25 protein-coding genes are annotated in these 21,355 nt (G+C 39.9%); 24 read left to right on the top strand and 1 reads right to left on the bottom strand.

Going from position 1 to position 21,355, the window contains the following annotated elements:
* Nucleotides 1-245 precede the first annotated feature (245 nt).
* From ACOTWU_RS22480 to ACOTWU_RS22370, 23 genes are all read left to right on the top strand, one after another.
* Nucleotides 246-1,118: a hypothetical protein gene (locus ACOTWU_RS22480; RefSeq protein ID WP_000041927.1), complete on the top strand. Its 873-nt coding sequence runs from the start codon at nt 246-248 to the stop codon at nt 1,116-1,118.
* A gap of 57 nt (nt 1,119-1,175) precedes the next feature.
* Nucleotides 1,176-1,553 carry a hypothetical protein gene (locus tag ACOTWU_RS22475; protein ID WP_000120822.1) on the top strand — a complete coding sequence of 126 codons (378 nt, stop codon included), beginning with the start codon at nt 1,176-1,178 and terminating at the stop codon, nt 1,551-1,553.
* 60 nt (nt 1,554-1,613) lie between these two features.
* Nucleotides 1,614-2,591, top strand: coding sequence for a hypothetical protein (locus tag ACOTWU_RS22470; RefSeq protein ID WP_000810361.1), 978 nt, complete (start codon nt 1,614-1,616; stop codon nt 2,589-2,591).
* A 57-nt stretch (nt 2,592-2,648) separates the two neighbouring features.
* Nucleotides 2,649-3,707, top strand: coding sequence for an ATP-binding protein (locus tag ACOTWU_RS22465; protein WP_000063335.1), 1,059 nt, complete (start codon nt 2,649-2,651; stop codon nt 3,705-3,707).
* A 131-nt stretch (nt 3,708-3,838) separates the two neighbouring features.
* Nucleotides 3,839-4,012: a hypothetical protein gene (locus ACOTWU_RS22460; protein ID WP_001176645.1), complete on the top strand. Its 174-nt coding sequence runs from the start codon at nt 3,839-3,841 to the stop codon at nt 4,010-4,012.
* Between the two features lie 63 nt (nt 4,013-4,075).
* A complete protein-coding gene (locus tag ACOTWU_RS22455) occupies nt 4,076-5,203 on the top strand; it encodes a DUF3150 domain-containing protein (protein ID WP_000174396.1) in 1,128 nt (375 codons plus the stop codon).
* A 77-nt stretch (nt 5,204-5,280) separates the two neighbouring features.
* The gene (locus ACOTWU_RS22450) at nt 5,281-7,287 is read left to right on the top strand and encodes a VWA domain-containing protein (RefSeq protein ID WP_000762700.1); all 2,007 of its coding nucleotides are present in this window, start codon (nt 5,281-5,283) and stop codon (nt 7,285-7,287) included.
* Nucleotides 7,288-7,359: 72 nt separating this feature from the next.
* Complete coding sequence (locus ACOTWU_RS22445; RefSeq protein WP_000192120.1) at nt 7,360-7,581, top strand: hypothetical protein; 222 nt, start codon at nt 7,360-7,362, stop codon at nt 7,579-7,581.
* 113 nt (nt 7,582-7,694) lie between these two features.
* Nucleotides 7,695-8,927 (top strand): DUF7146 domain-containing protein, encoded by a 1,233-nt coding sequence (locus ACOTWU_RS22440; RefSeq protein WP_000220379.1) that lies wholly within the window; start codon nt 7,695-7,697, stop codon nt 8,925-8,927.
* Nucleotides 8,928-9,196: 269 nt separating this feature from the next.
* The gene (locus ACOTWU_RS22435; RefSeq protein ID WP_001011130.1) at nt 9,197-9,718 is read left to right on the top strand and encodes a hypothetical protein; all 522 of its coding nucleotides are present in this window, start codon (nt 9,197-9,199) and stop codon (nt 9,716-9,718) included.
* A gap of 78 nt (nt 9,719-9,796) precedes the next feature.
* Entirely contained in the window at nt 9,797-10,675 is an 879-nt protein-coding gene (locus ACOTWU_RS22430) for a hypothetical protein (RefSeq protein ID WP_000762003.1), read from the top strand.
* Between the two features lie 69 nt (nt 10,676-10,744).
* Nucleotides 10,745-11,680: a hypothetical protein gene (locus ACOTWU_RS22425; RefSeq protein WP_000691119.1), complete on the top strand. Its 936-nt coding sequence runs from the start codon at nt 10,745-10,747 to the stop codon at nt 11,678-11,680.
* A gap of 68 nt (nt 11,681-11,748) precedes the next feature.
* Complete coding sequence (locus tag ACOTWU_RS22420; protein ID WP_000991697.1) at nt 11,749-12,669, top strand: hypothetical protein; 921 nt, start codon at nt 11,749-11,751, stop codon at nt 12,667-12,669.
* 66 nt (nt 12,670-12,735) lie between these two features.
* Nucleotides 12,736-13,356, top strand: a complete 621-nt coding sequence (locus ACOTWU_RS22415; protein WP_031942301.1) for a hypothetical protein — start codon at nt 12,736-12,738, stop codon at nt 13,354-13,356.
* 489 nt (nt 13,357-13,845) lie between these two features.
* A complete protein-coding gene (locus tag ACOTWU_RS22410; protein WP_085013659.1) occupies nt 13,846-14,802 on the top strand; it encodes a hypothetical protein in 957 nt (318 codons plus the stop codon).
* Nucleotides 14,803-15,065: 263 nt separating this feature from the next.
* Nucleotides 15,066-15,341 (top strand): hypothetical protein, encoded by a 276-nt coding sequence (locus ACOTWU_RS22405; protein ID WP_001004201.1) that lies wholly within the window; start codon nt 15,066-15,068, stop codon nt 15,339-15,341.
* A 44-nt stretch (nt 15,342-15,385) separates the two neighbouring features.
* Nucleotides 15,386-15,976 carry a hypothetical protein gene (locus ACOTWU_RS22400; protein ID WP_000578891.1) on the top strand — a complete coding sequence of 197 codons (591 nt, stop codon included), beginning with the start codon at nt 15,386-15,388 and terminating at the stop codon, nt 15,974-15,976.
* A 7-nt stretch (nt 15,977-15,983) separates the two neighbouring features.
* Nucleotides 15,984-16,241, top strand: coding sequence for a hypothetical protein (locus ACOTWU_RS22395; protein WP_001371933.1), 258 nt, complete (start codon nt 15,984-15,986; stop codon nt 16,239-16,241).
* Between the two features lie 73 nt (nt 16,242-16,314).
* Nucleotides 16,315-16,851 carry a hypothetical protein gene (locus ACOTWU_RS22390; RefSeq protein ID WP_000107167.1) on the top strand — a complete coding sequence of 179 codons (537 nt, stop codon included), beginning with the start codon at nt 16,315-16,317 and terminating at the stop codon, nt 16,849-16,851.
* A 16-nt stretch (nt 16,852-16,867) separates the two neighbouring features.
* Nucleotides 16,868-17,314 carry a hypothetical protein gene (locus ACOTWU_RS22385; protein WP_000549069.1) on the top strand — a complete coding sequence of 149 codons (447 nt, stop codon included), beginning with the start codon at nt 16,868-16,870 and terminating at the stop codon, nt 17,312-17,314.
* Between the two features lie 90 nt (nt 17,315-17,404).
* Nucleotides 17,405-18,367 carry a DNA replication terminus site-binding protein gene (locus tag ACOTWU_RS22380; RefSeq protein WP_000119428.1) on the top strand — a complete coding sequence of 321 codons (963 nt, stop codon included), beginning with the start codon at nt 17,405-17,407 and terminating at the stop codon, nt 18,365-18,367.
* Nucleotides 18,368-18,376: 9 nt separating this feature from the next.
* Nucleotides 18,377-19,282: a hypothetical protein gene (locus tag ACOTWU_RS22375; protein ID WP_001198595.1), complete on the top strand. Its 906-nt coding sequence runs from the start codon at nt 18,377-18,379 to the stop codon at nt 19,280-19,282.
* Nucleotides 19,218-19,562 carry a hypothetical protein gene (locus ACOTWU_RS22370; protein ID WP_001805195.1) on the top strand — a complete coding sequence of 115 codons (345 nt, stop codon included), beginning with the start codon at nt 19,218-19,220 and terminating at the stop codon, nt 19,560-19,562. The genes ACOTWU_RS22375 and ACOTWU_RS22370 overlap by 65 nt, the downstream gene beginning before the upstream one ends.
* Before the next feature lie 21 nt (nt 19,563-19,583).
* On the opposite strand, the gene ACOTWU_RS22365 is transcribed toward ACOTWU_RS22370, so the two are convergent.
* Complete coding sequence (locus tag ACOTWU_RS22365) at nt 19,584-20,759, bottom strand: tyrosine-type recombinase/integrase (protein WP_000795949.1); 1,176 nt, start codon at nt 20,757-20,759, stop codon at nt 19,584-19,586.
* A gap of 169 nt (nt 20,760-20,928) precedes the next feature.
* On the opposite strand from ACOTWU_RS22365, the gene ACOTWU_RS22360 reads away from it, so the two are divergent.
* Nucleotides 20,929-21,141, top strand: coding sequence for an Hha/YmoA family nucleoid-associated regulatory protein (locus ACOTWU_RS22360; protein ID WP_001285422.1), 213 nt, complete (start codon nt 20,929-20,931; stop codon nt 21,139-21,141).
* Nucleotides 21,142-21,355 lie beyond the last annotated feature (214 nt).

Genomic DNA, 21,355 nt, shown 5'->3' with positions numbered 1-21,355 from the left:
TAAGACACCACCGGCAAAATGTCACCTTTGTCGCTGGTGCACTTCCCATGCCTGCAAAAGGCAATCTGAATTTACCAAACCGTAACTAATTTAGCTCCTCCTGGGGCTATTTTTGTTGCGTACTTCTAATGCCAGATAGTATAAATCAGGCGGTTCATAGCTTACGGGAGATGAATGACAGGCTTTGCCTTCGTGTTGAAACAAAAATTTGTTTCTTCCTTCTTACTATATATAGGTGACCCCAAATGTCTAAAAATAAAGCTCGCAGTAAAGCCCTTCATCAAACCTTTAGTGAAATTATTCCAGAGATGGATAAGGCGCTAAACAAACAGCTCTTAGAAGTTCTGATGAAATATACAGAACGTGATAATGAACTGATTGTTATTTTGAATGAGGACGGCCCAAATATCATTGAACTTAAGTCTCTTAAGCCTGTGTCTTTGTTGGCCGAAAAGCTTTCTGCTTATTCAAGCTATTATCATGTGGATGTTGTGGAGCTCGTGGTCAAGAAAATTGATTTCGAAGGAGCTTATAAGCTTCTTAAAGCTTCCCCAGATGTACCACTTTTTAAAAGCTTAACTGAACTGGATAAATATCTTGTTGAGGAGTTTGAAAAATACGGATTAAATTCATTTCTTGACGTGGATAATCTGGATTACTCACTTGAAAAAGCCAGTGAACTCAAAAATGAGCAGTTAATAAATTGGGTTTCGGACATCATTTGCAAACGTGAAAAATTAACTTTACGTAAGCGTTTTGATGTCGCAGTAAAGGCCCACTACGAAAATGTAGAAAAAATGTATGATACCATTCGTCCGTTAATGAAAAAACTGGGTTTCCCAGAAGATCTCATGACGCACACCTTTAGTGAGTTAAGCGTTTTTGAAACTAAAGGATGGGACCATGCAATAAAATCGAAAATTGAGACTCTCGCTAAGCGTGAAACTCAATATTTAGATGATGCGGCTAAAGCAGAGAATCGACGTCTTGTAACAGAGAAGTTGGAGAACTCTTTAGCGATTGCACCAACTAAACCAACAAGAAATTGGTTACATATTGCCGGAATTGCCTGTTTGGTAGTCTGCACGTTCATGTATGTAACTAATAAATTTATTTAATCCTGTTAAGGGGGAACCCTAACGGGGCTTCTCTTTGAACAAATCGAGGAGCGGAAAATGTCATATCTTGAATATATCAATGAAGTAAAAGTGTCCGGGATAGTTATCAGTGCTGTGGAGAAAAAAATGACTGACCAGAGTATAGGTTTGTTAATAAAGCTCAAAAATAGGATGAAGACAGAAGTTGATGGTGAAATCACTGAGAGAGAATTTTCAGTTCAAATCAAGGTGTCGCCTGAAATGTATTCAACCTGTTTCACTGGTATAAATCAGGGTGATGAGTTGATGGTCTCCGGTTATATTGTTGTCGATACTATTATGATTGAAGGGAGAGAACATCCTCTTGACTACATGAGAGTGGTAGCAACAAGTAAGTTGGCTCACATACCTAAACCTCTAAAAGGTTTTGGACAAAGTAGCTTTAATCAGATCTGACATTAAACCCACCCTAAAGGGGAGAAATCCCTTCATGGGATTTCTCCTTTTGGAGTCCCCATGAAACAAAAATTTAGGGCTACTGCAATAAGTAGTAATCAACTTAGTTTTTTTTCTATATTCGATATAGATGAAGATGAAATAACGCAAATAGTTGATTCACCCAAAGAGCATTTAAATGATGCATACACGTCCGGATTAAACTTTAAATCAGATGAAAGTAACATTTCTGAGATAAATTATGATTCTGAAAGGCGTGAAAATCACCTTTATGAAAAATCCAAATTACTTAAAAATCAGATTTTGCATACAATTAATTTTGCAGCAGAAACAGATTATCTATATTCGGTTGAAGAATATAACCCAGATTTGGGTGGTCTGGTAATAGAATGGACCCCTGAGGATGTGTATGTTGTTTTTCTATCCGCTATGGAAGAGTCTTTGGAAATCATTAAAGAACTAGTGTTGAGGAGAAAGTTATTCTTCAAAGATGACAATGGTAATATCACAGTGAATCCACTTTTAGAAGCTGAAACACGGTGGTATATGTCAAAATCATTTGAATACACTTGTTTATCTCATGGACTTGATGCATGTGAATTTAGAGCGGAATTAAAATCATGGCTCTATTATCATTCGCATCGTTCGATTAGTGAAAACACGAAATTAGCTGAATGCAGGAATGATGATGAAATCATTTTGCATGATTGCAATGACGATATGGGCTGGGACATCTTCTTTGATCAGGATTATTTAATGTCAGAAAAAAAACTGGCTGTTAAATGGACTGACAGGGAAATTATGGATGTTTACATAAAAGCTTTTAAATCCACATTAGAGTTGTTTGACGAGCTTGTTTCATGTGATCTGTTAACTAAACGAAACGCTTTTGGCAAGTTAGAAATAAATCCAATATTCGAAAATCATTTTGAATGGATCATGTCTGAAGCTTTTGAAATAGTGGGAAATCATCTTGGTTATAATGTGCCTCAAATCAGGAAACTGATGGCAACTATTTGCCAAATGAATCTCAAATAAAATGCCACTGGCAAACATCTGCCAGAGGGCGGTGTTTGCATTTTACCGGAGTTAAAAATGTCTAATGCCGCTATGAAGTTAAATGAAACATCTTCTGATGCTTATGAAAAATTAGAAGCTCTTCTTTCCCCGGATGTTATAAAGTTAAAACATTATGTGGATAAAGGTGAGTATCTTTTAGTTCTAGCAAAGGACCTTTTTGGTATTCCAGAAATGGATCCAAAGATGGCTGTGCCTGTTTTCAAAACTAAAACCTCGTATCGAGCTCCGCTGAACAAAGACTACATACCAAATCCCCGAATACTTGAACAAGTGGTTAAACTGCTTATCAGTCCGGATATAGATTTAAGTGTGTGTCTTAAAGGTGAGTCCGGTTCTGGCAAGACTGAAATGGTAATGTACATTAGCCACATGATGAATTGGCCGCTGACAATTAAGCAGATCAACAGCAATATTCGAGTTGATGAGCTTGAAGGTGAGCGCAGTCTTAATGGTGGTAATACAGGTTTTGTACACAGCGATTTGGTAACGGGATTTCGTAATGGTCACCTCATTCTTCTGGATGAAGTGGACAAAATCGATCCTGATACGGCAGCAAAACTTCACATGCCCATTGAACGTAAGCCCTGGTCACTCAGTGCTAATGGTGGTGAGGTTATAACTGCTAATGGCTACACGCGATTTATTGGTACTGCAAACACAAACATGAGTGGAGGCGCTCGCCGGTTCGTTTCTTCTCAACGTCAAGATGCAGCTTTTATAAAGCGGTTCTTGATAGTTGAAATGGAGAAGCCCGACAAAGTTGCTTTAACCAATGTGCTTACTAAACGATATAGCTCTTTGCCTTTTCAGGTCATTGAGAAGTTCGTAAGAGTAGCGATTGCAGTAAATGACTCTGGTACAGAAGACAGTGTGATGGATATTCGTCAATTAGTAGCTTGGGTTGGCACGTCGATGACGTTAAAAACCTTTAGTCTTCTTGACACTTTCAAAATAGCTTTTGCTTCTGCTTTACCTTTACATGTGGTCGATCTTGTTCTTCAAGCTATAGATCTTTCTCTTGGCGAAGACAAGGATAAATCGCTGGAGTATTTCACAGCAAAAAAGTCGAGTTAGATGGGATTTGTTATGAAACCTCTGATATTTGTATCTCAGAGTTATCCCATCTTGAATTTAGTGCGTTTTTAAGTACGGATGGTGCTGCTACCATTGCTATAGCAAAAAACGGAACTAATTTTACTGGACTTATGCAACTGAATAACGACTATTCTTTATTGTTTTATCATGATGGTAAAATAAATATGGAAGGTCTAATTAAAGAAATGGAATTAAAAGGTTATATGTATCAGGGAGCAATGGGCAATGATGATGTTGCCGCTGAGTTTCCCGGTATTCTTTTAATTGCACCAGAGAAGCTTTAATATCAACCCTATCGGGAAATCTTTCCCGTTGGGGAGGGTTTCCCCTTTTTTTTGGAGAAACCCATGACTTTAAATACTTCAATGCTTAACAAAGTATCTGCAAAACAAATCTCTGAGAATTTTGCAAAATCATATCCAGATTTACTGGAAGGTGCAGTTATAACAAAAATTGAAATAAGTGGCTGTCAAGGATCGCGTCGAACCGATAAAATCGATTTGTCTTATGATGGAGATGATATTACGGATCAAAAAAGCGTATCTAAAAGCGAAGTACGTTGGATTGACATAAAAGCCCTTAGCTTCAAAAGTACGATTACCAGCAGAATATCAACCCTTTGCTCACGCTTGTGCATCCGCTATAGCAATATGTGGATTTTACCAGTTTCCAGTATGGAAGAGTTTCTGGAAGGGGCCCAAGAGATTGAACGAGAGTTTCAGGCAGGTATTCAAAACGTTGTAGACAATTATGAGATGCATATTGAGGCTGAAAAAAATAGAAGCCCAAGAATGTCTTCTTTGATTGATCAGTTGAAATTAACTAAAGATGATTTCATAAAATCCTTTAGATTTAATATTGCTCACTTTATTCCTTTTACGCCTATTAGCGTTGAAGGTGATGAAACCCAGGACTACTATCAGGAACAATTGATAACAGATCTGGCAGAAGAAGCAATGAGGGTTTATGAAAAAATTAGTAAAAATAATAATTTGCGCTCAAGTACTATTGACCGACTGAAGCAAATGCAAAATAAGATCATTAGCTTCATGTTTATACATAAAGAGGCGGCAGTACTTGCAGAAGCTATAAAACACATAATGAATAATTTACCTAAAGGTGCCATTTCTGAACCTCGCGACGTTGCGGTGTTACAGCAGTGGTTTTATTTCATGAGTGATGCTTCAATGTTAAAGCGTATTATTTCAGGAGAGCAAAAGGTTACTGACTGGTTGGAATCTATTACCAGATCATTTAATCAAAGCTCACAAACAGAACCGAACGCGCTACAGAACACAGGTATTGAAGCTATTTTAGATTCAACAAATGTGTTTCAGGTTGAACCTGTCGTAGAGAACGATATAAAAAACAGCACGTTTTCAAACACTGATTCTGTAGCTGAACCTGAGAAATCAGTTTCGCAACAGGAAGACAATGCTGAAAATGGTTTTGATATCGAGCTCAAAGGCTGGTAACTGTTTGCTTTATTAAAAACCCCAGATGGGTACTTCACCATCTGGGTGAGTACCCCTTTTTTATAAAGAGGTATTCTATGAAATTAGATCTTAAATCATCGCCGCGCCATATTAAGCGTTTACAGAATATAGCAAAAGTCATTAGCGGCTTAGGCGATGTAAGAGTTGTAATAGACGACAATACCAAAGGACCGTATTTTGATCCTGTCAATAAAGTTTGTGTTTTACCAAACGGCGATTATAGCGATGATGACTTTGTCAGTCTGATTGAAGGTTTTACCTGTCATGAAGCTGGTCATGGTCGCTATACCGTCAGTGAGGTTTACAGTGACGCCTTTAATAGTGTTCTCATGTCATCTGAAGGGTTTACACGCTTCGATGACGGAATGAATGCAGAGTTTGAGAGCCTCGCTGAGAAACGTAAAGCTTATAGCAGGGCAAAACGTCTTACCGGGCTTATAAATCTGTTCGATGATGTACAGATGGAAGAGAAGGTTGGTAACGATTATCCGGATGCAAAGCGGCGGCTTGCAGCCACTTACGCACTGATGGTTAAAGCCGGAAGGATGACTCCTGATATATCTTCTCGTCCGGAAAATCCTGTCCTATTTATTGAGTGGTATCTGCTTAACTCATTGCGAGTAAAAGTCCTTCAGCAGGTAGGTCACAAAGAAACCCTCGATCCGTTTTTTGACTATGCCCAAAAGATACTTTCTCCAGTAATTTCTGATGTTGAGGAAATTTTTCATGATGCTCTTGGTTGTGAAAATACTCAGGGCTGTGAATCCCTTGCTCGTAAGACCCTGGCTCTTTTAGAGAGACTGCGGGATGAGGCAAAGGAACAACAGCAGCAGACAGAGCAGGAGGAGCAGGAGGCATATGATGAATCCGAGACCGATACCGATACCGAATCAGAAGATAAATCGCTTACGTCGACTGATAGTCGTGAGGATGATTCTGAGGACGATAGTGAAGGTCAGGCAGATACTTCCGATAACGCTGATCTTGCTCAAGAGGGATGTTCTGAGCCTTCAGAACTTGCTGAAGATAACGAGGGAAATAATGAACCCACCGGTGGCAATCCCACGGGTGATAACATTATTGAAGACGATACTGATGCGATTAACCCTTCCGAGAGTGAATCAGATGAAGCCAGTTCGACTAACGTTGAAGATGAAAGTAACTTTTCATCGGCTCAATGGGAGATACTGGCAGATTTGTTGGATGCCTTTCTTAGCAGTGATGAGGATAGCGAAGATTATCACGATGCTTTGGCTAAAGAGATTGAAGGTATTGCATCAAAAGTATCCGATGACGTGAAAGCCGAATTCGGTGCTTCTGAATGGGATATCCCTGATCTCCTTATCGATTTGAATGTTTACAATGAGGCTTTGTCTCTGAGTCATTCAATCGGTAGCGACTTGTCTGTTTTACAGCAGGTTAAAATGCGTGGCCGAAACAAAACTCATGAGCGTGGAATTACCTTCGATGGAAATCGATTAATTCTGTCACAAATGGGAGTTCGTGATGTCTTCAGAGCTCAAAGCGAATCTAAAAATAGAGGGCATGTTGGCCTCGTATTAGTTCGTGATATTTCAGCGTCAATGGCTAATGATGAAAGATATATTCATGCCATTAAGTCAGATCTTGCTTTATCGATGGCCGCTGAAAGTTTGTCAAAAATGCATGTCTCCAATATAGTTTTTCCCTTCAAGGAAAGTGAATTTGAGATTATCAAAACGTTTGATCAAAGCGTTGAGGAATCTCTATCGAAATTCACTCTTGGATGTAAGGGTTATTATACCCCTACGGGATCTGCTTTAATGGCAGCTGTTGATCTGTTACTTGACAGCCAATTCGATAGGAAAATAATTTTTCTTATAACTGATGGTTATCCGAATAAATCGGAATTTACTATCGTCGAAGTTATGGAAAAGGCTAAATGTAATGGAATAGAAATCGTTGGTGTTGGTATTAAGACTGATGAAATAATTGGTTTTGAAACGGACACTTTCGTAACAGTTGATGATACTTCTTTATTGTCTATTGAAGTCAGTAAGCTAGTTCATCAAATACTTTCTTAATAAACTCTACCCAATCGGGGCAAAAAGGCCCCGGTGGGTCTTTTTGCTCCATGAAGGAATAAGGAGCAAAATATGACTCAGATAAAAACTTACCGTGTAGAACATGAAAAAGTCGGTGCGATGCATAAAGTCCGTATTTTCGGACGTGTTGGTGAAGTTATAAGCAATGATAGCCCTCAGGAAAGAATCTTCCGCGAAGTCACTATAGCGGAGGGTAATAGCCAGCAGGCTGCGTTACTTGTAGATAACTACATACAGCGTCTTGAGAATAATGGCTTCACGACTGAAGCATAAATGTTGAGGGCCCCCGGGCCCTCTTTCTTAAATTCTGCGTTGTGGGTTTCTCCCTGTCTTCTGCACCGCAGAAGGCATTGAGAAACTCACAATGCCAGATAAGAGAGATCATCATGACTTATGCATCCCCGGCTCTTCGTCGTAAACCACAGGAAGTATCTGAACACTTTATTAAACTCGTTCATGCTCGAATTGCTGAAGTGTCTGGCTGGAAGTATATATTCGAAAGAATACCTGCTTTCAAAGACGCTTGTGCAAAAGCCCCGAGCCAGGTTCCTTGCCCGTTTACTGGCGCAGGGAAATCGAAGTTTCGTTTCCGGCAAAAAGACCTTTATACCGGATGTGCGATCCATAATGACTTTCCGGTAAATGAGTTTTGCGACGGAATTGATGTTCTGGCGAAATATTATGAATTAAGTAAAACGCAGACTTGCAAAAAGATTCTCTCAGATTTTTTCGGGATGGATCTGCATGCTCCGTTAACTGACGCCGACATTGAAAATGAACGACGCTATAAATCAGCAGTTCGTGCCACAGAAACTCTTGACCGAGAGGAAGTGGCAAAGCGAATGCGAAAACTTGATGTGATGTATCACTATACCGGTGAAATAAAGCCTAATACTCCTGTTGCTTTGTACCTCCGTAATCGTGGGATCTCCCGCTTACTGAGTCACTTACCAAAGGATTTAGGCTTTAATAACCGGATCTACTATTGGGATAAAGATAAGCAGAAATCGATTATCTATCCGGGAATGATTGCAATCTATCGTGACACCCGAGGTCGGCCTCTGACTATCCATAGAACATACGTAGACAAAAACGGTGATAAGGCACCTGTAGAAAATCCAAAGCTGATGATGAAGCCTCCTGCCGATATGACAGGTGGCTCAATTCAGTTGTTTGACCCTCACTATGATTCAGGTAGTTCGACCTGGACACTGGGAGTGGCTGAAGGGATCGAGAATGCGCTTTCTGTTGTAGAAGCGACTTCAACACCATGCTGGGCAGCCAGCTCCGCATGGTGCCTTGAAAACGTTACTGTTCCTGATTTTTTACTGCCTCCGCCGGATGTAAAATATATAAACTTTTATATCTGGGCGGATAAGGATATTGCTAACTCACAAGGCACTCGTGCCGGTATCGAAGCTGCTCAGCGACTTCAAAGCCGCATGGTTGAGTTTTTGGCTAAACGATATCCCGCATCAAAGCTGACAATTGAAGTCTTCGAACCAGCACAAGATATTCCTGATGGGAAAAAGGGTATCGACTGGAACGATGTTCTCCAGTTAACAGGGCAGGATGGATTCCCGATTCACTGGGCTCCTGAATGTCTTAATCAGCTGTAACAACGATAACTCCCCCGCATTTTGCGGGGGGGGTTATCTTATCAATATTATTTTTTAAATTGTATTGATAAGATAACCGCTTTCCTTCGTGATAATTACCTGCCTTTAAGGTCTTTTCACGGCTGAGATGCTTGCTCAGTTAAATAAATGTGCGGTACTACTGGCTATGGTCGGTTGTATGACATGGTTATTCCATAAACTATTAAAACCCATAACGGGAGTATTACCGTTATGGTGATGCTCGTCGTTTTACATCGGAGAGCATTTTAATGAATTTTCAAACTAACGAAGTTTTTAATAAATTTGCTGCTGTTATAAAATCGCGCATCGTCAATGAACCATCGTCATGCTATTTGCTGCATGATAATGAGATAGATATAACGATTTTGAAACATGGCATATTAGAAAATGACAGAAACCTGTTGTACGTAGTTCGTCCTTCAGGAACGTGTTTGTTGCGTTGTGACAAATATTTCTATCCGAAATATTATCTTCGTTGCCGTGGAGATTATAAGTCATTCATATATGTCCATCTTGATCTACATAGTGGTGAAGCTAAAGAAATCACATGGGAGCAAGCAGACGATATGCTGTCTAGTCCAGGAAAACCCCCATTAAAAGGAAATCTTGGACGATTTGAGTATATAAAAGTTGTGGTTGAGGACCTTCGTATTCGAGGTTACGCTGATTATCTTCCTGCGTATAATCTTGATGACCTTCGCCGTTTTGCCTTACAGGACGACCGCCCATCCCTTGTCAGATACATTGACAATGTAATGGCAACGGTCTGATTGGTTGCTAATTGATTTACATATTTTCCCTGATGGCCAACCTGCATCAGGGAGGCCTCAATAACGACTGGAGGCTGTATGAAGTTAGCTACGGACCTGGTAAAAGCTATTTTGATTAGAAATGGTGTTGAACCAGTAAATATAAGCGAATCATCTAAATTATCTTTGAAACAACCACTGACAGAACTTAAATTCAGTTTATATTTGCGAACTGAGCATTTATCTCACTTCCTACCCGGTTATGTTTATTCTATAAAAGAATGTCCACTGTCATATGACATCGGGATCGAAATTCAGAAAATCTTCGAAAGTTTACATTTGTTAAACGAAGAATTTGAATCCCTCGGTTTTGTTTCTGTATGGATAGAAATGCATCAAAGCATTTTTGAACAAAGTCGGTTTAAGAAAAGTAACTTTACTTTTCGGGAGGAAGAGGTCGAGCTTGCTAAAGGGCTTGTTTGTTCTCACAATTCACAAATAAGTAATGCGGCTTATTTCTGGCTTCAGCACTTTGAGGAGTTTATGATTTATGTTCGTAATAAGCTTATCGACCTCTTTCGAGAGGCCTATGACCTGATCCTTGGAATGCAGCAAGTATTTTTCATTCGGGAAAAGGAAGAGCTGTTGAAAACTATAAGTTATGGGGATGACCTGTATGAGGTGAAATTAATGGCGGCTGAGCTTTACTCTATCGAACAGAACTTAAAGTGTTCTGAATCGATAAGTACAAAATCTCAAGCTTCGGCATATATTAACCGCATCCGTGAGTTTGTGCGTTCGGGGTGGAGGCAGGGCTATATAGTCTGCCATCATAAGCGAAGTAATCAAATCTCATCATTGTCATTACCGATGTACTTGAAAGATACGTCAGGCCGAAGTGCTCGAAAGCGAGTAAAACGTCTTATATCTTCTACAGTTTGTGGTAGAAATAAAGATTTAGGTCTTACAGATTTTTAATTAAATTATACCCATGTGGGGATCACACCCCATATGGGAGTGATCCCTTTTTTATTGAGAGAGGATCACATGAAAATTATCGAAAAAATCATTAATGCCTTTTTGGTTGTTCAACATAAAAAAATACAGGTTAAAAACATTACATTTTTAGACAATGGGCAGGGCATGTTCTCTGGTATGTCTTTTGATGCTGATGTTTCACTGGAGTTTATGTATGAATCAGCAAAAGCATATAGTTCTTGTTTCTGTGATATTCCCTTTCCAGGTTTTGAAGATGCAAATCTGGAGGAAATTACGAAATTTCAATTAGATGCTTTGAAGCAAAGAAAGAATCATTCTTTCATTGTTAACCATTTGAGGTTTCCTATAGTTTTAAGGGAAGGGTGCAAAATCGAAAGAGGAGAAGTCTATTCAATTTCGAATTGCACTTATAATAAAGAAAGATTGCAGTATCTTTTTTCTCAGGATATTTACGGTAAGTTGTATAATTCCTTAGAGAAAGAATTAAGCTCGTTTTTCTCATTTATCAATGTTGAGGTGCACGAGTTGTTAAAAGATGCTGTATGCTTTGCATTAAAAATCCTGAATAAGATATCTTTGGATACACCTGAAAGACTTATTAAAGCTTTTAATTATCGTGACTGGTATTGTAGTTACGATGTTGAGCTTTTTAGGAAAGGCTTACCTGGTCATATTCTGGAAGAGCTCATTGCTCCAGATATCTTACTTTCAGACCTTAACGGTTGTAGAAAAATACTTAGAAATGCAAAACGATTTCTAAATGGACATACAAAAACCAATTGTGTTTATATTAAATATGAATGGTGGTTGGGGCCTGTGGATACCTCACACTCAGCTAAGTTGATGTCTGACAAAGAAATTAACAACCGAAGTGACTTGAAGAATTTTTCAAAGGTCTTTTTCAAAGAGTGTTTAAGTTCTGGTAAGTCGGAATATGAAAACCATCTTAGTGAAAAAGAACATGCGCTTCGCTACAATTATTAATTAAAATTATTTTCTCCCATAGGGATTTCTCCCTTTGGGAGAAATCCCTCTATTAAGAGGGTATTTAAATGAATGCGATACAAAAGTTAGTTGAATCTATTCTTGTTAAAATGGGTTTTGTTGGCGCTGTAGTGGAAAATATATATTTGGATTCAAAACCATTTCGGCATATTCGATTTGTGGCTGATATTCCAGTAATATCTTTTCTACCTCATTTGGTGAAATATCTTAAGGGCGCAGACCATCTTTACTGTGGTAACGATGATTTGCATCCTCTTTTCATTTATTTTTCCGAAGCGGCTACATTAAAAGCAGGCCCTGTAAATCTCGCGAACTTTCGTTTTGAAGTTTCTATAGCTTCAACTCATTTACGACTGGTCTCAGAGCAGCCTGATTTGCTTATCAAAGGATTTAACCGGGATAATCTAGAATACGTTTATTACCGCTCAGATTTGGCCTCTAAGGATCTTATACTAGGCCTTGTTGAACACGGTTCTCCTTTCATAAAACATCTACATGGACTTATACAAAAGCGAATTTTAAACGAGTTCTCTCTGATTTTTTCTGTTCTTGAAAAGATTTTAGAAAGCGCGAAGCCACAAATTCTTGCTTGCTTCCATAGTGTTGATTATGAAATGAACGTAAAAATAATAGCCGAAGCTATACCTGAAACTGTATCTAATCAGATAGTCACATCTGATTATATAGTTAATTCTATATCAGATGCGGACAAGTTTATAAATCATGTTCGTCGCTATTTAGCAGGCAGGGTAATGAAGAGGCGGATATACGCTGAATTAGATGTTTGTGAAGAAACATCAAATATTTCACTAGTGAACTTAGGATGCTTTACGTCTCCTCTGCTCGTTACGGAATATCAAATGTTTAAGCCACACTCTTCAGGGTTATATCGAAAAGCTATAAACAACTCCTTAAAACAGTTCAAACCAGAAATGCATGTACCTTCTGAAGAACTCTTTTATAATTAATCTAACCCATCCGGGAACTTGCTTCCCGGTGGGAAGCACTTCCTTTTTAGTCATGAGGTAGTGTAAATGTTTAAAGAATCTGACCACGTGGAATTTGTTAGTGCCTTTCTTTATCAAAATTTAGGCCTTAATGTTCCCGCTGACGATATAACCGTTCAATTATCTGATACTTCGTTCGACAAAGTAACCTTTGATTACGATGTAGATATCGATAATTTAAATTGTATGTTGGATCTCTACATATCTGAACTAATAAAGCACAACGCATCTTACTCCGATTCTATTCTTTTGAAACAAAAAATAATTTATTTTCTTGGAGTATTTAAGAATTTCGGATTTTTTACGTTTGATATTCGCGGATATAGTAATACTTTAAGCCCAGTTAAAGTTATTGATATTGTTTCAATGATTATTAATGACTGTGAAGAGTTATCTAAAGCTAATTCTTCTACTGATGCTATAAGAAATCTTTATCTCGATAAAATGAAGGTGGATGGGAAAGTGTTAGTTGCGAAATTTGCACTTAAACAGTTTTTTCATTCCGACTTTGGTGACTTTATCTCATTTGTCGAGAAAAGAATTACAGATTGTCTTAATGAAACTTTAAGGATTATCAAAGCTGTTGAACATGGCTTTGTACGTGTTGGGCAGCATAAGATTAATCGCCGTATTAATGATGACTTATAGTTATGCATTGATTTCAATACTGATGATTATCCGGCAAATATGCCAGATATATATATTAAGTTTAACGATACATTTGATGGGAACGGGGCGTTATATTGTGACAATGATGCCCTCATATCCCTCTATACCGATGTTGCTTCAATTATCAATGTGCCGGTGATGATGGAAGTAAGATTGATCAATAAAAGAGGGCGTGTTGTCTGTGATTCTTCGCATTCAACTTACGTATCTCTCGAAAGTAATGACCGATACAGAGTAACTGATCGCACATTACTAATAACTGAAGCTTTTGACGATTTTCGTAACGCGTCTCAATGATCCTTTTGCTTCAGTCCAAAAAAGTAACTTTGGTTGGCTGAAGACACTTGTCTATGACAATGTAAAATCTGTCGCTGGCATCTTCTTTTAGCTTAACCAAACTTTTATCTAACCCAGTGGGGAAGTCGCTTCCCTTCTGGGGCACTTCCTCTCAAATTTGAGGTAGTGTATATGACACATTCATCTGATGATAAAAACTATGTCCGAGCAGTTCTGAGCTATCTTGGCATAGATTTTGATGAGGCGGATATAGTATTAAGTGTTTGCCATTGTCAAAGTGACGAGCTTTCTTTTACCTGTAATATCAAAGCTATTGAACTCAAGAATGCTGTTGATTTATATGTCGATAGTATCTCTGAGAATGAAATAGAAGCTTTAAACAGAGAATCTTTAAAATCTCGACTCTGTTACTTTTTTGAGGTGTTTGACGCAGTCTCTGGTCAGTACCTTGAGATTTCAGGAAAACACTTTGCAACTAGCCGTTTTGAATATGATGATGTTTGTAGTGAAGTTCTTAGCATGTCTAATGATGTTTCTCAGTCGAAAGGTTATGACCGGGATGAATATAACAGACTGATGCAGGTTGATGGTCAGGTTATGATTGCCCGTTTTGCTTTGCAACAGTTCTGGGATACTCATTTTATTGGACTAATAACATTTGTATCTGAGTCTATAACATCGAGCCTCTATAAAGCTTATGAAACTTTTAGTGATATAAGTTTGGCTTGCTATAAACTGAGTGAATATTCTTATTCACGCTCTATCAACAGTGAATTGACCCTTAATATTTCACTTAAAGAAAATGACTTCTGTGAGGACCTATCTGATTGCTATATGGAAGATGAGGCTTTACCTTCTGGTAGGGTAATTTCTCGACGCAACAATGACTCCATAATAAGTATTTATGAGAGCTATGCTGCGGCTTCTTATATTCCGATGATTGCATCTTTGGAAGTCGTTGATGAATACGGCGAAGTGGTTACTGACCTCTGCCATACCGTTTATGTTTCAGAGTTAACCGGTGGGCGGATTAAAATCCACGACCGTAATGACTTAGTATCTGAAGTTTTCGATAACCTAAGAAATTTAAATCTTGCAGTTGGAGATTCAGTTTCACAAGCTGCTTGATTCTTTCCCTGATTTTGATTTTTTCTCACATACTCTTATGGCACGGTTTCCGTGCCTTTTTTTTGCCTCGCTTACAAGCGTCTACTCCTCTTCTACCTATCCCACCTTACATCACCACTTAAAATCTATCTTTCTAATTCCATTATCCTTTTCGTAGCCTCTAATGCTCTGGTATGAACATACTCTTTAAACTCAAAAAAGTGCTATTAACGAAAAAAAATCCCTAAAGAGATTTGTATACTGTTCTCAACCAAGGAGAGCTCATGAATGAACTAAAATCCAAAAACGAGAACAGTACCAAAAGCAACTTTCCCCCGGTTGATAATCAGTTTTGCTTTTACCATGTTGATTTCAGCATAGAACGACTACTTTCAACGGCCGAGGATCTCCAGCTTGAGTACATCTTCCAGAAACCTGGAAGTGAAGTAAGAAAGGATTTGGTTGAGCGATTCGAACGTGGAGAGCGCTTTGTTACAGCTTCACACTGTGACAATTTCTGTGAAATCCTTGGTTGTCAAGGCCATCAGGAAAATGCATAAACCCATAAACCTACATTTCCACTTTTAAGGATGTTCACTAAAGAATGATTGGAGAAAGTATTTTTGACTGGGTAATTTACGGAATATCCATTTTGATATTTGCCTCAGCACTAATTGAAGGAAAGACAACTCGCTACCCAGCACTTTTTTTCTATGGGAGTTTAATTTTAATGTTAATCCTGATAGTTGCTGGAGGCCTTAACTGGTGGTTCTACAGGTCAAAATATGGCGCAGTAATCGTTATCTTCACAGTGGTCTCTTTACTGATGACTCGATTCCGCCTGGTCATATATAAATTAAGATTAAGAAAGTTAGTTTCAGAAATCAGATTTCGTATAAAAACGGGTTTTCGTATAATTCTTGTTTTGTCGGATAATGAGGATGAGCGTAATGTTCTGCTGTCTATGCTTAGCAACGTATTGCCAGAGCAAACGCTTATTCACACGCGTGATGCTCTCGGACCTCATTCAGAGCCTATCCTAAAAGCTCTTGAGCTACATCATCAACAGGGAACAGGTTACATACTCGTCTGTGAACAACAAATCTCAGCGCGTACGTGGTTGAGTATCGTAGAAAATGGGAAACCTGATACATCTATAGCTGTTAATTTTCATTCGATCCCAGAAATGGAGTGATTTTTCAATGAGTAGAACCGTTTCACAAAGTGTCACAGAAGATTGTCTTTTTGATACCCGCACACAAGTCAGATTACAACTAAGTCGAAGCGTTCATAAAACGCTGGCATCTGCTAAAGAAATTTTACAGGGAAGGGGGGTTGATTCGGTCTCTATTGAAGATCTTGTGCGAGCCTGTCTTGAAGAGAACCAGCCAATTGATCTAGCCTCACTTTACCTTGAAAATCTCTTAAAACAGAAAGGTACCAGCATTTGCGATTTTTAGTGTTTTCAAACCTATTAGATAAAATGCCGGTTGTGTTTATATAACATCAATAATTTCATGCAACAGGTAAAACATGAGTACTCAAAAGCAACTTTCCAGAACTACCGGCACTGAACGTATGTTTAAGGAAGAGCTGGCGTTATCCTTAATTTGTTGGGTTTTCACCAGTCCTTTTACCAACTGGACCGATAAAGTCTTCAGTGGTATTGAAGTTCCGTCTGAAGGACCGTCATCATTACGGGGTGAGACAGAAAAATTCTTTCGTTTTGTCGTTAATGAAGAAGGCTACGACGCAGGAAGGGCTGCTATTGGTCTTGACCTATGTTGTTTTTCACTTCCGTTGTGTTTGTTCCCGGACGCTGCCCTGTCTGAGGAAGAGGTTATGAGTAAGTTAACCGGAGAAGTTATCCATGGAATTCTTCTTTCCTTACCTGAGTTTATTGATATGCCAGAAGTGCTCGCTTACCAGGTCAGGGATGAAATTCTTGCTTTTAACACTCGCTGTGGAGACGGGATCTTTCATGGTTGGAACACGGCTTCAGAATTGTGGAAGTTTGAAATCTTTCCCCGCACCACCATCATGATGCAGCATACTTCGGCAATACATTAAAATTAGGCGGGGCAGAATGCATAAAAAACTTTTTCTTCTCGAATGGAAACCCTGTCAGAGCCGCGTATGGGCCGGTTGGATGGCCCTGTGGTTGACTATCAGTTTTCTGATGTTATCTGCCTTGCTTATGACAGATCATCTCCTGAACAAAGTCATCCTGCCGCCAACATGGTTGTTGATCTGGTTTTCGCCAATGCTGGGGTTTTTGATAAAAGTTCGCGTCGTCGAAACTCAACATTTCCTGGAGCATGACCTCTGTGTTGCAGGTTTCTCTTTTTACCGCTGGAAGAGGTTAGTTTCTCCCGGGCTTTGGTCAGTTGACTGTATAAATGGTCGTTTTCGCCTCAATCGGATCACCCAGGTGGGTAAGACTATCCACTATCCATGGCGTCTCCATTATCATCCTTTGTTCATGAGCCCTATCGAACATAAATCGCATGCTGTGAAAGCTGTTTCAAAATGACTTCTTTAGAGGTTTACATGACATTTATGTTCTGCAAGGTCAGCCTGGGCAGCAAAATTGATTGGAAATAACATGAGCCTGGAGAAACGTATGAGTTATGACGATTTGCCCTATTTTCGTGACCAGATTCTGGAACGCATCGACTCGCTCAAGTGTTTTCTTTCGAACACCCCCCCGATGATGGCAAACCTGATGACTGTCTCCACCGTATCTAGAACAGAAGAGCGCTTGAAGCAGGTTAAACCCATCAGGGTTAGTATTAAAGACGATGCTTCGGTTGAGGAAATTATTCAGGCACTTACTGACATCTGTGTGGATGACATAGAGTCATTAAGTCATGATTCCACCAAAGTAACCACTAAATACCCGGGTCTAATCATTGTCCCCGAAAGAGCAGATCTTCTCGAAAGCTTGATCACTTCTATAAACGAAGCAAAAAATGATTTTGCTGCGGCAATGAGGCGTATCGATAATAAAAAGAATGTCCGTTTTGATAAAGTGCACAAGAAGCTCCCGGGCCTTGTCGCTATGCACTCAACAAGAAATATCCTTTTCATCAAGTCCCAGCTTAAAAAAGTTACTTTTTCATGGCGGCTAAACCGAAACCAGGAAGTTAAAACAGCAGAGCAACTTGTGAGTTTGTTGGAGCGCAGGAGAGCCTCAGAAGTAAAAAATGTAGCAACTACCAATTTGAATGTCGTGTCTAATATCGATAAGGCTTTACACCGTCTTGAATTTCACCCACTGAAGCAGGGCGAATCTTATCGCCTTTGTCGAACTAACTCTTTCCCTGTTCCGATTGCTCACATTTTTGCATTTAGGCCTGAAGGGCAGGAACGAAACGGGAATAAATATGCTGAGACTGATTATTCAGTAGTAAAAGCATCCTTGCCCATTTTCGCAGCAGGCAACATACCTCAATTAAAAACGCTCTCTGACTGGGCTCCTGAAAACAGCCAGGGTCCGTCCAACCAACGGAAGCTGAGCCTGAAATATACAGAACTCGTGCCGGGGGCTGAGCTGGGCATTTTCATTGTCAGCCCCGAAAATTAAGGAACAACAATGCAATGGATTTCCACAGCCAGCCAGAAAATCGATGAGCGTCTCTATCGTGTCTGCGTCTGGGTAAAAAAATATCACGCTGATGCGATTAACCGCGTTGTGCTAACCGTTGATCTAAGTAAAGCCCGACATGACCCTGACGAGGACCAGGTAAGAGCAGAGCTGCTGTGCGGCCATTATTTTTTGCTTCGTAAGGAAAACGCTTCGAACTCTGCGCCTGACGATCAAAAGTTTGCTTTCCTGCCTGACGGGCGCAATCTGTGTTGGCAGACCGCAACCCCGGTGCTTCAGCATCTCCTACTCAATAAAAACGTTCCTGAGTCGCTGAGGTTGCTTACGGACTACATACATATGCGTCTGGCCAGGCTGACAATGGTACCTATGTCCGGAACCATCATGAACGAGGCTCTGCTGGACAGCATCAGCTGGGTTAAGGTGGATTTGACCTACTTCTGGCAGTACGAACAGCTCAGCTCTCATCTGGGACCCATCCAGATAACCCACAAGGCACTTGTACGCTTCGGGCACCTGGCAAAGAATGATGAAAACTCCAGTGCCATAAGAATTCTGCGTCAGCGTCTGTCTTCAGAATTCTTACAAGAATTTCAGATGGCTGAGGATGAGCTAAAGCGCAAACAGTCGTTGATGGGCACCATGGACGTGAAAATGCTGTTTCATGCTCATTACCCCAGCCAGAAGATGCTGGTGGCTCGATATAAAAATGGTTGGGTAATGGTGGATTGTTTTCTGTTTCACCATACCAAACCTAAGAAAAAAGCAAAAAACAAAACTACTGTGGCTAAGCCTCAACTTAAACAGACTAAAAGAGAAGGGAGTGAAAATGGAACTGGGCATTATGGTGTGCATCGTGTTGTTACTCTCAGTGGCGGCGGCGTGGATCAGTAATAAGACAGTTGATTTGCTCGAAAGATTCTATTTCAAGCGTCCGCTGAGCATGGAGTACGCGGCATGGCTACGTGTAATGTGTGCAGGCTTGTTATTAGTTTTTATTCAGGTTGCTCCCCAATTTACACTCCTGTATACCCTTAAACTTGTCACGCTTATTAATCTTGGAATCCAGACAATGAAATTAAATGGCGTGTACAAATATAAAAGGACGGGAATTTTGCCTCCGGGAGGGGCACTCTCTAATCTCACCAGACTTAACCCGTTCAAGAAAAAATAAAGTTATGCGCCCGTGAGGGCGCTATTCATCAAAGGCATTTCGCATAAGCTTGATCATGGCTTTTTTACCAGCTTCAATATTGCGAATGTAGCGCATAACCATTTCTTCATTCGACCAGTTCCCCATTTCCATAATCTGTGGTAGCGAGTAACCTTCAATATCCAGCTGTATCGCACCGCCTACACGAACGCTGTGCCCTGTCCAGTAACGGGTTTTAGTCTCATTTGGATAAAGCTCATTCCACATTTCTTTAAATGCCCGTAAAAGGGAATTTTTGCTGAGCATACCGGCATCGTCCACAGTGTCTTCCTCATCTTCATCGTTCAGAAGACTTTGTTTAGCACGGTAGGGCAGGTTATGCCGTTTAAGAAGCTCAGATAGCTCATTCCCTTTACTCCGAAGCTTCCAGCCGGGTGGCATATAGCCTGTATCATGGAAATTTACGGCCTGGAAAAGGTATTCATCCGGATGACTGTGCTGATCCATTTTCACAAGGTTCATCAATCTCAAGAGGCAGTTAGTTAACTGACGTGTCAGCCGGTAGGTAAGAAGTGTACTGATGTTCGTTTTTGTACGGTATACCGTCAGGTTAAATTCACCGGTCATACTATCCAGAGACAGATCTTTCAGACGTATACGGCGAATTTCGGATGAACGGAGCAGTGTTTCAAAGCCTGTCCAGATCAGGCACAGGTCACGAAGCTTACGAACTGAGTTTGTAGTACTGCGTAACTTTATCAGAGCCTTGAGATCGCCAATAAGAAAGGGAGTTGCCTGTTTAGTCGTCTTTCGCTTCCGGGCTTCCGATTGTTTTAAGGCTTCCAGCATGTACCATGCTTCAGACGTAATAATCCCGGGCAGGTTAAGCCCTTTTTTATGGATACTGTTTAAGGCCTGAAGACAGCTGTTTATGCTGCTTCGTGACAATTTGCCTTCAAGATGCCCCATAAACGCCAGCAGAGCTTCCTCAGACACGGGGAGCGAACTTACTGGCCAGTCTGTATGCAACCGGGCATTCGCCTGATACCATTCGTTCCATACTCGTAGCCAGTGCAGATAGGTTTTAGCTGTGTTGTATCTCAGATGGGAAAAGTAACGGATCAAGCGTGAAAGCTGTTTATCATGGTTGCCGAACGTTTCCAGCTGCTGATGCAATTCGCTTTCCGAAAACTGTCTGATCACTGATTGATTCTTCATCCTGCTCACCGGGATACACTGGTTTTATTTACAGTCATTTTAGCACTCATGTACCTGGTTATGAACAGGGTGGAAACAACGAAAAAGGTTGTGAAATCGTTAGGCTTAAGTGAAAAATGATATTAAGATTATCCCTGGCCAGTTGAGGCCTGTCTAAAGAAGGTTGATTATGTCTGACACAAAGCAGTCTTATTTAATGAAATTCCGTAAGTGTAGTTCGTTCGAAACGCTCGAAAAAGTATTTGAAAGGTTATGTGAAAAAAACTCGGGTGTCGCCTCTCTTGAAATTTCTGGTGCTTATGATCATCGTAAAGCTGAACTGACAATGAAAAAGTTATATGACAAAGTTCCTGCGAGTGTGTGGACCTTTGTTCGCGAGTAATTATTGATATTGGCACAACAAAAAGACTGTGTCTGGATTTGAAAATAGTTTATGCCCCTTTCGGGGCTAAAGGCACTGTAATAGCCTGTCTTTTTAACTTTCTTATTAAGTTCGGAGAAAGACTTTAATCATAAGCCAAGCCCACTGCTAAATACATCCGATATTCTCCTTAATTTTAGAAGTTGTGATAAAAGTTACTTTACCTAAACTTCTC

The sequence above is a fragment of the Enterobacter cloacae complex sp. GYL001 genome, assembly GCF_049237125.1.
GTDB lineage: Bacteria > Pseudomonadota > Gammaproteobacteria > Enterobacterales > Enterobacteriaceae > Enterobacter > Enterobacter hormaechei_C.
Note: the sequence above shows the minus strand (reverse complement) of the source record. Positions and strands in the feature narration are given on the sequence as shown.